At 71.4% G+C, this 12,706-nt stretch carries 12 protein-coding genes; 9 read left to right on the top strand and 3 right to left on the bottom strand.

Annotated elements, in window-relative coordinates; all coding sequences use genetic code 11:
* Positions 1 to 96: 96 nt before the first annotated feature.
* The 3 genes from ACIBNE_RS22105 to truA all read left to right on the top strand — a co-directional run bounded on the left by ACIBNE_RS22105 (position 97) and on the right by truA (position 2,625).
* Positions 97 to 1,119 (top strand): DNA-directed RNA polymerase subunit alpha, encoded by a 1,023-nt coding sequence (locus tag ACIBNE_RS22105; RefSeq protein WP_003956430.1) that lies wholly within the window; start codon positions 97 to 99, stop codon positions 1,117 to 1,119.
* A gap of 80 nt (positions 1,120 to 1,199) precedes the next feature.
* Positions 1,200 to 1,685, top strand: coding sequence for a 50S ribosomal protein L17 (gene rplQ, locus ACIBNE_RS22100; RefSeq protein WP_399274013.1), 486 nt, complete (start codon positions 1,200 to 1,202; stop codon positions 1,683 to 1,685).
* Between the two features lie 73 nt (positions 1,686 to 1,758).
* Positions 1,759 to 2,625 carry a tRNA pseudouridine(38-40) synthase TruA gene (gene truA / locus ACIBNE_RS22095; RefSeq protein WP_399274011.1) on the top strand — a complete coding sequence of 289 codons (867 nt, stop codon included), beginning with the start codon at positions 1,759 to 1,761 and terminating at the stop codon, positions 2,623 to 2,625.
* Here truA and ACIBNE_RS22090 read toward each other — a convergent pair.
* A complete protein-coding gene (locus ACIBNE_RS22090) occupies positions 2,590 to 3,477 on the bottom strand; it encodes a hypothetical protein (protein WP_399274010.1) in 888 nt (295 codons plus the stop codon). The two genes, truA and ACIBNE_RS22090, sit on opposite strands and share 36 nt — an antisense overlap.
* Positions 3,478 to 3,546: 69 nt before the next feature.
* Here ACIBNE_RS22090 and ACIBNE_RS22085 point away from each other — a divergent pair, with 69 nt between their 5' ends.
* The 4 genes from ACIBNE_RS22085 (at position 3,547) to glmM (ending at position 7,882) form a co-directional block, all read left to right on the top strand.
* Complete coding sequence (locus tag ACIBNE_RS22085; RefSeq protein WP_399274008.1) at positions 3,547 to 5,166, top strand: ATP-binding cassette domain-containing protein; 1,620 nt, start codon at positions 3,547 to 3,549, stop codon at positions 5,164 to 5,166.
* A 239-nt stretch (positions 5,167 to 5,405) separates the two neighbouring features.
* Positions 5,406 to 5,849, top strand: coding sequence for a 50S ribosomal protein L13 (rplM, locus tag ACIBNE_RS22080; RefSeq protein WP_399274006.1), 444 nt, complete (start codon positions 5,406 to 5,408; stop codon positions 5,847 to 5,849).
* A gap of 46 nt (positions 5,850 to 5,895) precedes the next feature.
* Positions 5,896 to 6,423 carry a 30S ribosomal protein S9 gene (rpsI, locus tag ACIBNE_RS22075; RefSeq protein ID WP_399274004.1) on the top strand — a complete coding sequence of 176 codons (528 nt, stop codon included), beginning with the start codon at positions 5,896 to 5,898 and terminating at the stop codon, positions 6,421 to 6,423.
* 100 nt (positions 6,424 to 6,523) lie between these two features.
* Positions 6,524 to 7,882, top strand: a complete 1,359-nt coding sequence (glmM, locus tag ACIBNE_RS22070) for a phosphoglucosamine mutase (RefSeq protein ID WP_399274002.1) — start codon at positions 6,524 to 6,526, stop codon at positions 7,880 to 7,882.
* A gap of 13 nt (positions 7,883 to 7,895) precedes the next feature.
* On the opposite strand, the gene ACIBNE_RS22065 is transcribed toward glmM, so the two are convergent.
* Complete coding sequence (locus ACIBNE_RS22065) at positions 7,896 to 8,858, bottom strand: DUF389 domain-containing protein (RefSeq protein WP_399274000.1); 963 nt, start codon at positions 8,856 to 8,858, stop codon at positions 7,896 to 7,898.
* An 11-nt stretch (positions 8,859 to 8,869) separates the two neighbouring features.
* On the bottom strand, positions 8,870 to 9,874 hold the full coding sequence (coaA, locus tag ACIBNE_RS22060) for a type I pantothenate kinase (RefSeq protein WP_399273998.1): 1,005 nt from the start codon (positions 9,872 to 9,874) through the stop codon (positions 8,870 to 8,872).
* Between the two features lie 207 nt (positions 9,875 to 10,081).
* On the opposite strand from coaA, the gene glmS reads away from it, so the two are divergent.
* Entirely contained in the window at positions 10,082 to 11,929 is a 1,848-nt protein-coding gene (gene glmS / locus ACIBNE_RS22055) for a glutamine--fructose-6-phosphate transaminase (isomerizing) (protein WP_399273996.1), read from the top strand.
* A gap of 179 nt (positions 11,930 to 12,108) precedes the next feature.
* Complete coding sequence (locus ACIBNE_RS22050) at positions 12,109 to 12,480, top strand: holo-ACP synthase (RefSeq protein WP_399274276.1); 372 nt, start codon at positions 12,109 to 12,111, stop codon at positions 12,478 to 12,480.
* Positions 12,481 to 12,706 lie beyond the last annotated feature (226 nt).

The raw sequence follows: 12,706 nt of genomic DNA, 5'->3' as shown, positions 1-12,706 counted from the left end.
TTCGGGCGGTACGGCTCTTCGGGGGCGTACCGCCCGTACCCTTGTAGTGACTCAGGACATCAAATAGTGGGTGTCCATGACTGAAGGATTCACAGCATGCTGATCGCTCAGCGTCCCTCGCTGACCGAAGAGGTCGTCGACGAGTACCGCTCGCGGTTCGTCATCGAGCCCCTGGAGCCGGGCTTCGGCTACACGCTCGGCAACTCCCTGCGCCGTACGCTCCTCTCCTCGATCCCGGGTGCGGCGGTCACGTCCATCCGCATCGACGGTGTCCTGCACGAGTTCACCACCGTGCCGGGCGTCAAGGAGGACGTCACCGACCTCATCCTCAACATCAAGCAGCTGGTCGTCTCCTCGGAGCACGACGAGCCGGTCGTGATGTACCTGCGCAAGCAGGGCCCCGGCCTGGTGACCGCCGCCGACATCGCGCCCCCGGCCGGTGTCGAGGTGCACAACCCCGACCTGGTCCTCGCCACGCTGAACGGCAAGGGCAAGCTGGAGATGGAGCTGACCGTCGAGCGCGGTCGCGGCTACGTCTCCGCCGTGCAGAACAAGCAGGTCGGCCAGGAGATCGGCCGCATCCCGGTCGACTCCATCTACAGCCCCGTGCTGAAGGTCACCTACAAGGTCGAGGCGACCCGAGTCGAGCAGCGCACCGACTTCGACAAGCTCATCGTCGACGTCGAGACCAAGCAGGCGATGCGTCCCCGTGACGCCATGGCCTCCGCGGGCAAGACGCTCGTCGAGCTGTTCGGTCTCGCCCGCGAGCTGAACATCGACGCCGAGGGCATCGACATGGGCCCGTCCCCCACGGACGCCGCCCTGGCCGCCGACCTGGCGCTGCCGATCGAGGAGCTCGAACTCACCGTTCGCTCGTACAACTGCCTCAAGCGCGAGGGCATCCACTCCGTGGGTGAGCTCGTGGCCCGTTCCGAGGCGGACCTGCTCGACATCCGCAACTTCGGTGCGAAGTCGATCGACGAGGTCAAGGCGAAGCTGGCCGGTATGGGCCTCGCGCTGAAGGACTCGCCTCCCGGCTTCGACCCGACCGCCGCCGCCGACGCCTTCGGCGCCGACGACGACGCGGACGCCGGTTTCGTGGAGACCGAGCAGTACTGATAGCTGCCCGTGGGCGTCCGCCCACGGGGCCCTGACACCGGTACCTGACACGGCCGGTGCAGATCTCAAGGAGAAACACCATGCCGAAGCCTGCCAAGGGTGCCCGTCTGGGCGGCAGCGCCGCGCACGAGAAGCTGCTCCTCGCGAACCTCGCGAAGTCGCTCTTCGAGCACGGCCGCATCACGACGACCGAGGCCAAGGCCCGCCGCCTGCGTCCGGTCGCCGAGCGCCTGATCACCAAGGCGAAGAAGGGCGACATCCACAACCGTCGCCTGGTGCTGCAGACGATCACCGACAAGGGCATCGTCCACACCCTCTTCACCGAGATCGCGCCGCGCTACTCGGAGCGCCCGGGTGGCTACACCCGCATCACCAAGGTCGGCAACCGCCGTGGTGACAACGCGCCGATGGCCGTGATCGAGCTCGTCGAGGGCGAGATCGCCAAGAAGGCCACCGTCGCCGAGGCCGAGGCCGCCGCCAAGCGCGCGGTCAAGGAAGCGGACGAGGCCAAGGTCGAGGAGACCAAGGTCGAGGACGCCCCGGCCGAGGAGTCGAAGGACGCCTGAGCGTTCTGAAGGCTGGTGGACGGGCCCGTTCCCTTCGGGGAGCGGGCCCGTTCCGCGTTGAGAGGATGTTTCCGTGAGCAGCGACGAGGTGGCGCCCGGCTACGTGCGGGTGCGGTTCGATCTTTCGTACGACGGCAAGGACTTCTCCGGCTGGGCCAAGCAGCCCGGCGGGCGCCGCACGGTGCAGGGGGAGTTCGAGGACGCGCTGCGGACCGTGACGCGGTCCCCCGTGACGTACGAGCTGACCGTCGCGGGCCGCACCGACGCCGGGGTGCACGCCAGGGGGCAGGTCGCCACGGCCGACCTGCCCGAAGACGTCTGGGCCGAGCACCGGGAGAAGCTGCACCGGCGGCTCGCCGGGCGGCTGCCGCACGACGTGCGGGTGTGGCGGGTCGCCGAGGCGCCCGCCGGGTTCAACGCGCGCTTCTCGGCGATCTGGCGGCGGTACGCCTACCGGGTCACCGACGACCCGGGCGGCGTCGACCCGCTGCTGCGCGGGCACGTGCTGTGGCACGACTGGCCGCTGGACGTCGAGGCGATGAACGAGGCGGCGGCGAGCCTGCTCGGGGAGCACGACTTCGCCGCGTACTGCAAGAAGCGCGAGGGCGCCACGACGATCCGCACGCTCCAGACCTTCGCGTGGGTCAGGGGCGGGGACGGGATCGTCACCGCGACCGTGCGGGCCGACGCCTTCTGCCACAACATGGTGCGCTCGCTGGTCGGCGCCTCGCTGTACGTCGGCGACGGGCACCGGCCGCCGGACTGGCCGGCGAAGGTGCTGGCCGCGGGCGTGCGGGACTCGTCCGTGCACGTCGTGCGGCCGCACGGGCTCACCCTCGAAGAGGTCGGCTACCCGGCCGACGAGCTGCTGGCCGCGCGCAGCGCCGAGGCCCGCAACATGCGCTCACTGCCCGTCGGCGGGAGCGGTGGCTGCTGCTGAGGCCTGCAGCTCGCCGCGGCGGACGATCTGGCGGAAGGTGAATTCGGCCAGGTCGTCGCCCGCGGCGAAGGCCGCCTTGTCGCCCTTCGTGACGGACGTGCCGTTGGTGTAGCCGGTGGCGGTGAAGTACGCGTACCTGCCGTGGGCGTTGGTGGTGAAGCGGCAGACCGGGCCGCCCTTGCAGAAGGTGCCCGCGCCCGCGCCGTACAGCGGCGCGATGTTGTCGCCGTTGCGGCGCTGCTCCTTGGCCTTCGTGGCCTGCGCCTCCGTGTCGAAGACCGCGACGCCGACGGTGACCGCGACCGGGCCCCTGGTGTACGTCACGCGCATGACCTGCGTACAGCCGTTGCCCGTGAGGATGCCGCCGAGGCCGCCCTGGGCGACCGCCGCGCAGTCGGTGACCCGGTGCGTGCCCGCCTTGAGGTACGGGTTCTTGTTGAAGGTCAGCTTCTTGTACGGGAAGAGGGTGTCGACGCTCAGCGGCGCCTTGTCCTTCTTGGAGCTGGAGATGAACTCCTTGGGGGAGGGCGGGGGCGGCGGCGCCACGGCCGAGAAGGACGGCTCGGGCCGCTTCGTGTCGCTGGGCAGGTCCGTGGGCGTGGGCAGCTCGCTCGCGCTCTTGTTGGAGGTGCTGTCGTCGCCGTTGGTGCTGATGACGGCCGCCGCGACGGCCGCGGCGACCGCGGCGGTGGCGAGCGCGCCGCCGCCGATCAGCAGCCAGCGCTTGCGCCGGACGCGCGCGGCGGACGCGTCCGCCATGGCCGACCAGTCGGGCGTGGCCGACTGGTACGGGTTCTGCTGTGGTTCCTGTCCCCCTGGTCCCCAGGAGGGCCCCCCTTGCCCAAAGCTCATGCGGCGCATCTTAGAGCCTGCCCTTATTGAGTTGCCCCGGGGCGGGTGCGGCGGGTGACAATCCGTTCCATGGGACACGTAGAGGCCGCACATCTTGAGTACTACCTCCCCGACGGGCGGGTGCTGCTCGGCGACGTCTCGTTCCGGGTGGGGGAGGGTGCCGTCGCGGCGCTCGTCGGGGCGAACGGCGCGGGCAAGACGACACTGCTGAAGCTGATCTCGGGGGAGCTCCAGCCGCACGGCGGCTCGGTGGGCGTCAGCGGCGGGCTCGGTGTGATGGGCCAGTTCGTGGGGTCCGTACGGGACGACACGACCGTCCGCGACCTGCTGGTCTCCGTGGCCCAGCCGCGCATCAAGGAGGCCGCGGCGGCCGTGGACAAGGCCGAGCACCTGATCATGACGGTCGACGACGAGGCCGCGCAGATGGCGTACGCGCAGGCCCTCAGCGACTGGGCCGAGGCGCAGGGGTACGAGGCCGAGACCGTCTGGGACATGTGCACGATGGCGGCGCTGGGGGTGCCGTACGAGCGGGCGCAGTTCCGCGAGGTGCGCACGCTCAGCGGGGGCGAGCAGAAGCGGCTCGTGCTCGAGGCGCTGCTGCGCGGGCCCGAGGAGGTGCTGCTGCTCGACGAGCCGGACAACTACCTGGACGTGCCGGGCAAGCGGTGGCTGGAGGAGCGGCTCGCGGAGACCCGCAAGACCGTGCTCTTCGTCTCCCACGACCGGGAGCTGCTGGCGCGGGCCGCCGAGAAGATCGTCGCGGTGGAGCCGGGGCCGACGGGGTCGGACGTCTGGGTGCACGGCGGCGGGTTCGCCACGTTCCACGAGGCGCGGCGGGAGCGGTTCGCGCGCTTCGAGGAGCTGCGGCGGCGCTGGGACGAGAAGCACGCGCAGCTCAAGAAGCTGGTGCTGAACCTGCGGCAGGCGGCGTCCGTCAGCCACGAGATGGCCTCGCGCTACCACGCGGCGCAGACGCGGCTGCGGAAGTTCGAGGAGGCGGGGCCGCCGCCGGAGCCGCCGCGCGAGCAGGAGATCACCATGCGGCTGCGCGGCGGGCGGACCGGGATGCGGGCGGTGACCTGCGAGAAGCTTGAGCTGACCGGGCTGATGAAGCCGTTCGACCTGGAGGTCTTCTACGGGGAGCGGGTCGCCGTCCTCGGCTCCAACGGGTCCGGCAAGTCGCACTTCCTGCGGCTGCTGGCCGGGGAGGACGTGGCCCACACGGGCGCGTGGAAGCTGGGGGCGCGGGTCGTGCCCGGACACTTCGCGCAGACGCACGCGCATCCGGAGCTGGAGGGGCGCACGCTCGTCGACATCCTGTGGACGGAGCACGCGAAGGACCGGGGCGGGGCGATGAGCGTCCTGCGGCGGTACGAGCTGGAGCGGCAGGGGGACCAGGCGTTCGACCGGCTTTCGGGCGGGCAGCAGGCGCGGTTCCAGATCCTGCTGATGGAGCTGGAGGGGACGACGGCGCTGCTGCTCGACGAGCCCACGGACAACCTCGACCTGGAGTCGGCGGAGGCGCTTCAGGAGGGGCTGGAGTCGTACGAGGGGACGGTGTTGTCCGTCACCCACGACCGGTGGTTCGCCCGTGCGTTCGATCGGTATCTGGTGTTCGGGTCGGACGGGGTCGTTCGGGAGGTTCCCGAGCCGGTGTGGGACGAGAAGCGGGTGGTGCGGAAGCGGTAGGGGGCGTCTGGGGGGCGGGGTTGTTTTGACCCCGGTGGGGGCGTGGCGGTATCGTTCTGGTTCGTTATGCGTATTGGCTTGGCCGTTCTCACGCGGCCCGGAGCCCTTGCGCAGGTTCTCTGGAGCAGTTACCAGTGGCTCGCATACGGGCATCGTCCCCGGCAGTGTGAGCCCCAGCTGCATGATCGCTTCAGGGTGCAACGTGTGACCCCATCCACTGAAGAAGCGAAGGCTACGAAGTGCGTACGTACAGCCCGAAGCCCGGCGATGTCACTCGCCAGTGGCACATCATCGACGCGCAGGACATCGTCCTGGGCCGCCTGGCGACCACCGCCGCCAACCTCCTCCGCGGCAAGCACAAGCCGATCTACGCGCCGCACGTCGACGCTGGTGACTTCGTCATCATCATCAACGCGGACAAGGTGCACCTGTCCGGCAACAAGAAGACCCAGAAGATGGCGTACCGCCACTCCGGCTTCCCGGGCGGTCTGCGGTCGGTCCGTTACGACGAGCTGCTCTCCAAGAACCCGGAGAAGGCCGTCGAGAAGGCCATCCGCGGCATGATCCCCAAGAACACCCTGGGCCGCCAGGTCCTCTCGAAGCTCAAGGTCTACGCAGGCCCGGAGCACCCGCACGCGGCCCAGCAGCCCGTGCCGTTCGAGATCACCCAGGTCGCGCAGTAGTTCCGGCCACACCCCCTAAGACGTAAAGAAAGATCTGAGGAGCATCGTGGCCGAGACCACTGTTGAGAACCCCATCGAGGGCGTCGAGGGCGAGGAGACCTACGCGGAGGTCACCACCTTCGAGTCCGAGGTTCCCGTCGAGGGCGAGTACACCACCGAGTCGCTCGCCTCGCGCTTCGGCGACCCGCAGCCGGCTGCCGGCCTGGGCCGTCGCAAGAACGCCATCGCCCGCGTCCGGATCGTCCCGGGCACCGGCAAGTGGAAGATCAACGGGCGTACGCTCGAGGACTACTTCCCGAACAAGGTCCACCAGCAGGAAGTCAACGAGCCCTTCAAGGTGCTCGAGCTCGACGACCGCTACGACGTCATCGCCCGCATCTCCGGCGGCGGCGTCTCCGGCCAGGCCGGTGCGCTCCGTCTCGGTGTCGCCCGTGCGCTGAACGAGGCCGACGTCGACAACAACCGCGGCCCGCTGAAGAAGGCCGGCTTCCTCTCGCGCGACGACCGTGCGGTCGAGCGCAAGAAGGCCGGTCTCAAGAAGGCCCGCAAGGCGCCGCAGTACAGCAAGCGCTAATCGCCTGCTGGCCTGTACGGCTTTTCGTTCGCCCCGGCGGCACGCTCCAGTGCTGCCGGGGCGTTCGCTTTTTCAGTACGAGCATTATCGGAGGACAGCTGTGGGACGACTCTTCGGCACTGACGGTGTGCGCGGTGTCGCCAACGCGGACCTGACGGCCGAGCTTGCGCTCGGCCTCTCGGTCGCTGCGGCGCACGTGCTCGCCGAGGCGGGCACCTTCGAGGGCCATCGCCCGACCGCGGTGGTCGGGCGCGATCCGCGTGCGTCGGGAGAGTTCCTGGAAGCCGCCGTGGTGGCGGGCCTCGCGAGCGCGGGCGTCGACGTGCTGCGCGTCGGCGTGCTGCCCACGCCCGCCGTGGCCTACCTGACCGGTGTGCTCGGCGCCGACCTCGGCGTGATGCTCTCCGCCAGCCACAACGCCATGCCGGACAACGGCATCAAGTTCTTCGCGCGCGGCGGCCACAAGCTGGCCGACGAGCTGGAGGACCGCATCGAGACCGTGTACGAGCAGCACCGCAGCGGCGAGCCGTGGGAGCGGCCGACCGGTGCGGGCGTGGGCCGCGTCACGGACTACGACGAGGGCTTCGACAAGTACGTCGCCCATCTGATCGGCGTCCTGCCCAACCGGCTCGACGGGCTGAAGGTCGTCCTGGACGAGGCGCACGGCGCCGCCTCCCGCGTCTCGCCCGAGGCGTTCGCGCGCGCCGGGGCCGAGATCGTCACCGTGGGCGCCGAGCCCGACGGCCTCAACATCAACGACGGGTGCGGCTCCACCCACCTGGACATGCTGAAGGCCGCCGTCGTCGAGCACGGCGCCGACCTGGGCATCGCCCACGACGGCGACGCCGACCGCTGCCTGGCCGTGGACGCCGAGGGCAACGAGGTCGACGGCGACCAGATCCTCGCCGTGCTCTCGCTCGCCATGCGCGAGGCCGGGACGCTGCGCAAGAACACCGTCGTCGCGACCGTGATGTCCAACCTGGGCTTCAAGATCGCCATGGAGCGCGAGGGCATCGAGTTCGTCCAGACCGCGGTCGGCGACCGGTACGTGCTGGAATCCATGAAGGCCGAGGGGTACGCGCTCGGCGGCGAGCAGTCCGGGCACGTCATCGTCCTGGACCACGCCACGACCGGCGACGGCACCCTGACCGGCCTGATGCTCGCGGCGCGCGTCGCGGCGACCGGGCGTTCGCTCGCGGAGCTGGCCGGCGTCATGCGGCGGCTGCCGCAGGTCCTGGTCAACGTCCCGGACGTGGACAAGTCGCGGGTCGGCACCTCCGTCGAGCTGGCGGCGGCCGTCGCCGACGCGGAGAGCGAGCTGGGCGGCACCGGCCGCGTACTGCTGCGCCCGTCCGGCACCGAGCCGCTGGTGCGCGTCATGGTCGAGGCCGCCGACACCGGGCAGGCCCGCGCGGTCGCGGGGCGCCTGGCGGACGTCGTGAAGTCGGCGCTCGGCTAGGACGGGCGGTTCTTCAGGAGCGGGGCTTCGGGCGTACGGCGCCCGGGGCCCCGTACCTGCGTTGCAGCGCCCACAGGACCTTCGCCACCAGCAGCGTCAGGGTGCCCGCCAGCACGATGCCGCCGAGGTTCGCCAGCAGCTGGAGCACCGAGCCCCAGGTCTGCCCGTAGTCCCCGTAGCTGAGCGCGACCGCCGCGTTGGCCGCCGCGGGGACCGTCGTCACCGAGATCGCCACGCCGATCAGCAGCCCCGACTTGGCCGAGGTCAGCGAGAGGGTGCCCGCGATGCCCGCCAGGAACGCCACCACGAAGGACATCCAGTCCGGCTGGTAGATGAACGCGGTGTTCGGCCGGTCCGCCTCGATCATCGCGTACGTGAAGAGGCCCAGGCCGTCCAGCAGCCAGGCGAACGCCGACGTCAGCAGCATCGCCGCCGCGAAGCCGACCAGCAGCGCGGTGAGCGAGCGCCCGACCAGGCGCGGCGCGCGCCGCACCAGGGCCGTGGAGATGCCCGCGAGCGGCCCGAACTCCGGGCCCACCGCCATCGCGCCCACGATCAGGATCGCGTTGTCCAGCATCACCCCGCACGCGGCGAGCATCGTCGCGACGGCCAGCAGGGCGACGTACGCGACGGTGAGCGTGGAGTCCTCGTGCGTGGCGTCCGTGAGCTGCTCCCACAGGACGGCGTCCGCGCCCTCGCCCGGTGCGTCGTCCTCGGCCTTCTCGGCGCGCCGCGACAGCGAGAGGTCTATGTTCTCCAGCGCGATGGAGCCGGTCTCGTCGATGCCCAGGCCGCGCAGGTCCCGCAGCAGGCCGTCGGCCGCCTCGCGCGCCACGTCGCACAGGACCAGGTCGCCCGCGGGGTCGCGGGCCGCGCCCGGCACGACGGCCAGGTGCGCGGTGCCGGTCGTGGCCTCCAGCAGGCGTACGGCCTCCTCGGTGCGGTCCGCGGGGACGATCAGTCGCAGGTGCAGCACGCGCGGTCTCCTCAGAGCTTGCGCAGGGAGAGCCGCTGGACCTTGTGGTCGGGGCCCTTGCGGATGACGAGGTTGGCGCGGCCCCGGGTGGGGGCCACGTTCTCCAGCAGGTTGGGCTTGTTGATGGTCCGCCACATCGTCCGCGCGTAGTCCAGCGCCTCCTCCTCGGAGACCTGGGTGTACTTGCGGAAGAAGGAGAACGGGTTCTGGAACGCGGTGTCGCGCAGCTTGCGGAACCGGTTGAGGTACCAGCGCTCGATGTCCTCGGGGCGCGCGTCCACGTACACCGAGAAGTCGAAGTAGTCGGCGAGGCCGACCCGCGTGCGGCCGTCCTGGCCGGGCAGCGCGGGCTGGAGGACGTTCAGGCCCTCGACGATGAGGATGTCGGGGCGACGGACCGTCAGGCGTTCGCCGGGGACGATGTCGTAGATCAGGTGCGAGTAGACCGGTGCGGTGACCTCGTCCTTGCCCGCCTTGATGTCCGCGACGAACCGGGTCAGGGCGCGCCGGTCGTACGACTCGGGGAAGCCCTTGCGGGACATCAGGCCGCGGCGCTTCAACTCCTCCATCGGGTACAGGAACCCGTCGGTGGTGACCAGCTCCACGCGCGGGTGCTCGGGCCAGCGCGCCAGCAGGGCCTGGAGGAGGCGGGCGACCGTGGACTTGCCGACGGCCACCGAGCCGGCGACCCCTATGACGAAGGGCGTGCCGCTCTGCGTGCCGTGGCCGTTCGCGGTGTCGCCCAGGAAGGTGTTGAGGGCGCCGCGCAGTTGACCCGTCGCACCCACGTACAGGTTGAGCAGGCGCGAGAGCGGGAGGTAGATGTCCCGCACCTCGTCGAGGTCGATGACGTCGCCGAGGCCCCGCAGCTGCTCGACCTCCTCGGCCGTGAGGGGGAGCGGCGTCTTGTCGCGCAGGGCGCTCCACTCCGCGCGGGAGAGGTCCAGGTACGGCGACGACGCGGCCGGTGCGTGCTCGGTCCGGCGGTGGGAGCTTCGTGGCGGCGAAGTGATCACACCGCCATTGTCGGGGGTGCGGAGGCGTTGTGGGTCGTGTGCTCGGTCACTGCGCGGCGCGGCGCGGGGCGTGCGGTCTGTTCCGGCGGGGGTACGGGGGTGAGGGGCTGCGGGGGTACGGGGGTGCGGGGGTGCGGGCCGGGCCTCGGGCGGGTGGCGCCTGCGGGGCGCGCCGGAACCGGGGGCGTGCGGTCGTAGGCTGCGGCCATGTGCGGAATCGTGGGTTACGTCGGCGGGCAGTCGGCGCTTGATGTCGTGATCGCGGGCCTGAAGCGGCTGGAGTACCGGGGGTACGACTCCGCCGGTGTCGCCGTCCTGGCCGACGGCGGGCTCGCCGCGGCGAAGAAGGCCGGGAAGCTGGCCAACCTGGAGAAGGAACTGGTCGACCGGCCCCTGCCGAGCGGCTCCACGGGCCTGGGCCACACCCGGTGGGCCACGCACGGCGCGCCCAACGACGTCAACGCGCACCCCCACCTGGACAACGCGGGGCGCGTGGCCGTCGTGCACAACGGGATCATCGAGAACTTCGCCGCGCTGCGGGCCGAGCTGGCGGAGCGCGGGCACGAGCTCGTGTCGGAGACCGACACCGAGGTCGTCGCGCACCTGCTGGCCGAGGCGTTCTCCTCCTGCGGGGACCTCGCCGAGGCGATGCGGCAGGTGTGCCGCCGGCTGGAGGGCGCGTTCACGCTGGTGGCCGTGCACGCGGACGAGCCCGACGTGGTGGTCGGCGCCCGGCGGAACTCGCCGCTGGTGGTCGGGGTCGGCGAGGGCGAGGCGTTCCTCGCCTCCGACGTGGCGGCGTTCATCGCGCACACCCGCTCCGCGATCGAGCTGGGCCAGGACCAGGTCGTGGAGCTGCGGCGCGACGGGGTGCACGTCACCGACTTCGACGGGGCGCCCGCCGACGTACGGGCGTACCACGTGGACTGGGACGTGTCGGCCGCCGAGAAGGGCGGCTACGACTACTTCATGCTCAAGGAGATCGCCGAGCAGCCGAAGGCCGTCGCGGACACGCTGCTGGGGCGGATCGACGCGGCGGGCTCGCTGACGCTGGACGAGGTGCGGATCCCCGCGTCCGTGCTGCGCGAGGTCGACAAGGTGGTGATCGTCGCGTGCGGGACGGCGTACCACGCGGGGATGATCGCGAAGCTGGCGATCGAGCACTGGACGCGGATCCCGTGCGAGACGGAGCTGGCGAGCGAGTTCCGCTACCGCGACCCGATCCTGGACCAGCGGACGCTGGTCGTCGCGATCTCGCAGTCCGGCGAGACCATGGACACGCTGATGGCGCTGCGGCACGCGCGGGAGCAGGGCGCGAAGGTGCTCGCGATCTGCAACACGAACGGTTCGACGATCCCGCGGGAGTCGGACGCGGTCCTCTACACGCACGCGGGCCCCGAGGTCGCCGTCGCGTCGACCAAGGCGTTCCTGACGCAGTTGGTCGCCTGCTACCTGGTCGCGCTCTACCTGGGGCAGGTGCGCGGCACCAAGTGGGGCGACGAGGTGCGGGCCGTGGTGCGGGACCTCGCGGAGATCGGCGGGGAGGTCGAGCGGGTCCTGGAGACGATGGGGCCCGTGCGGGAGCTGGCGCGCTCGCTCGCCGACAAGAACACGGTGCTGTTCCTGGGGCGGCACGTCGGGTTCCCGGTGGCCCTGGAGGGCGCGCTGAAGCTGAAGGAACTCGCGTACATGCACGCGGAGGGGTTCGCGGCGGGCGAGCTGAAGCACGGCCCGATCGCGCTGATCGAGGAGGACCTGCCGGTGGTCGTGGTGGTGCCGTCGCCCCGGGGGCGGTCGGTGCTCCACGACAAGATCGTCTCGAACATCCAGGAGATCAGGGCGCGCGGGGCGCGGACGATCGTGATCGCGGAGGAGGGGGACGAGGCGGTGGTGCCGTACGCGGACCACCTGGTGTGGATCCCCGTCACGCCGACGCTCCTCCAGCCGCTGGTCGCGACGGTGCCGTTGCAGGTCTTCGCCTGCGAGCTGGCGACGGCGCGCGGCAACGAGGTGGACCAGCCGAGGAACCTGGCGAAGTCGGTGACCGTGGAGTGAGGGGGCGCGGGGGCGCGCCAGCTTTTGGGGATGGGCGCGGCGGGGATGGGCGCGTCGGTTTTCGGGGACGGGCGTGCCGGGGTGCGGGCGCGTCGGGGTGCGGGTTCGTGGTCGGGTGCGGGCGGGTGGTGGGCCCGGGTGTGTGAGGGTGCTTCGGTGCGGGTGACTAGTGGAGTGTGTTGGTGATCATCGGGGTGGGGATCGACGTCGCGGAGATCTCGCGGTTCGGGGCGGCGCTGGAGCGTACGCCCGCGATGGCCGAGCGGCTGTTCGTGGAGACGGAGCTGCTGCTGCCGAGCGGGGAGCGGCGCGGCGTCGCGTCGCTCGCGGCGCGGTTCGCCGCGAAGGAGGCGCTCGCGAAGGCGCTGGGCGCGCCGGGCGGGCTGCTGTGGACCGACGCGGAGGTGTACGTCGAGGAGAGCGGGCAGCCCCGGCTGCGGGTGCGGGGGACCGTGGCGGAGCGGGCCGCCGTGCTGGGCGTGAAGTCCTGGCACGTGTCGCTCAGCCATGACGCGGGGGTGGCTTCCGCGGTGGTGATCGCGGAGGGGTAGCGGCCGCTCGGGGGGGCGTTGTGCGGGGCGGGTTCCCGTTGCACGGGGGCGCCGTCTTTTCGCCTGCGGCGGGCGATCCCCACCCCGCCCCTTCCCGAAACCCTCCGGGGGCCCTGCGGGGCGGGGTGGCGGGCCCGCCGGGGGCGGGTGGTGCCCTGCGGGCCGGTGCGTGGCTGGTCGCGCAGTTCCCCGCGCCCCTTTAGGGGCGCGGGGAACTGCGCGAGGG

It is taken from the genome of Streptomyces sp. NPDC050504 (assembly GCF_044458065.1).
GTDB lineage: Bacteria > Actinomycetota > Actinomycetes > Streptomycetales > Streptomycetaceae > Streptomyces.
The sequence above is the reverse complement of the archived record's forward strand: the minus strand, read 5'-3'. Positions and strand labels throughout refer to the sequence as shown.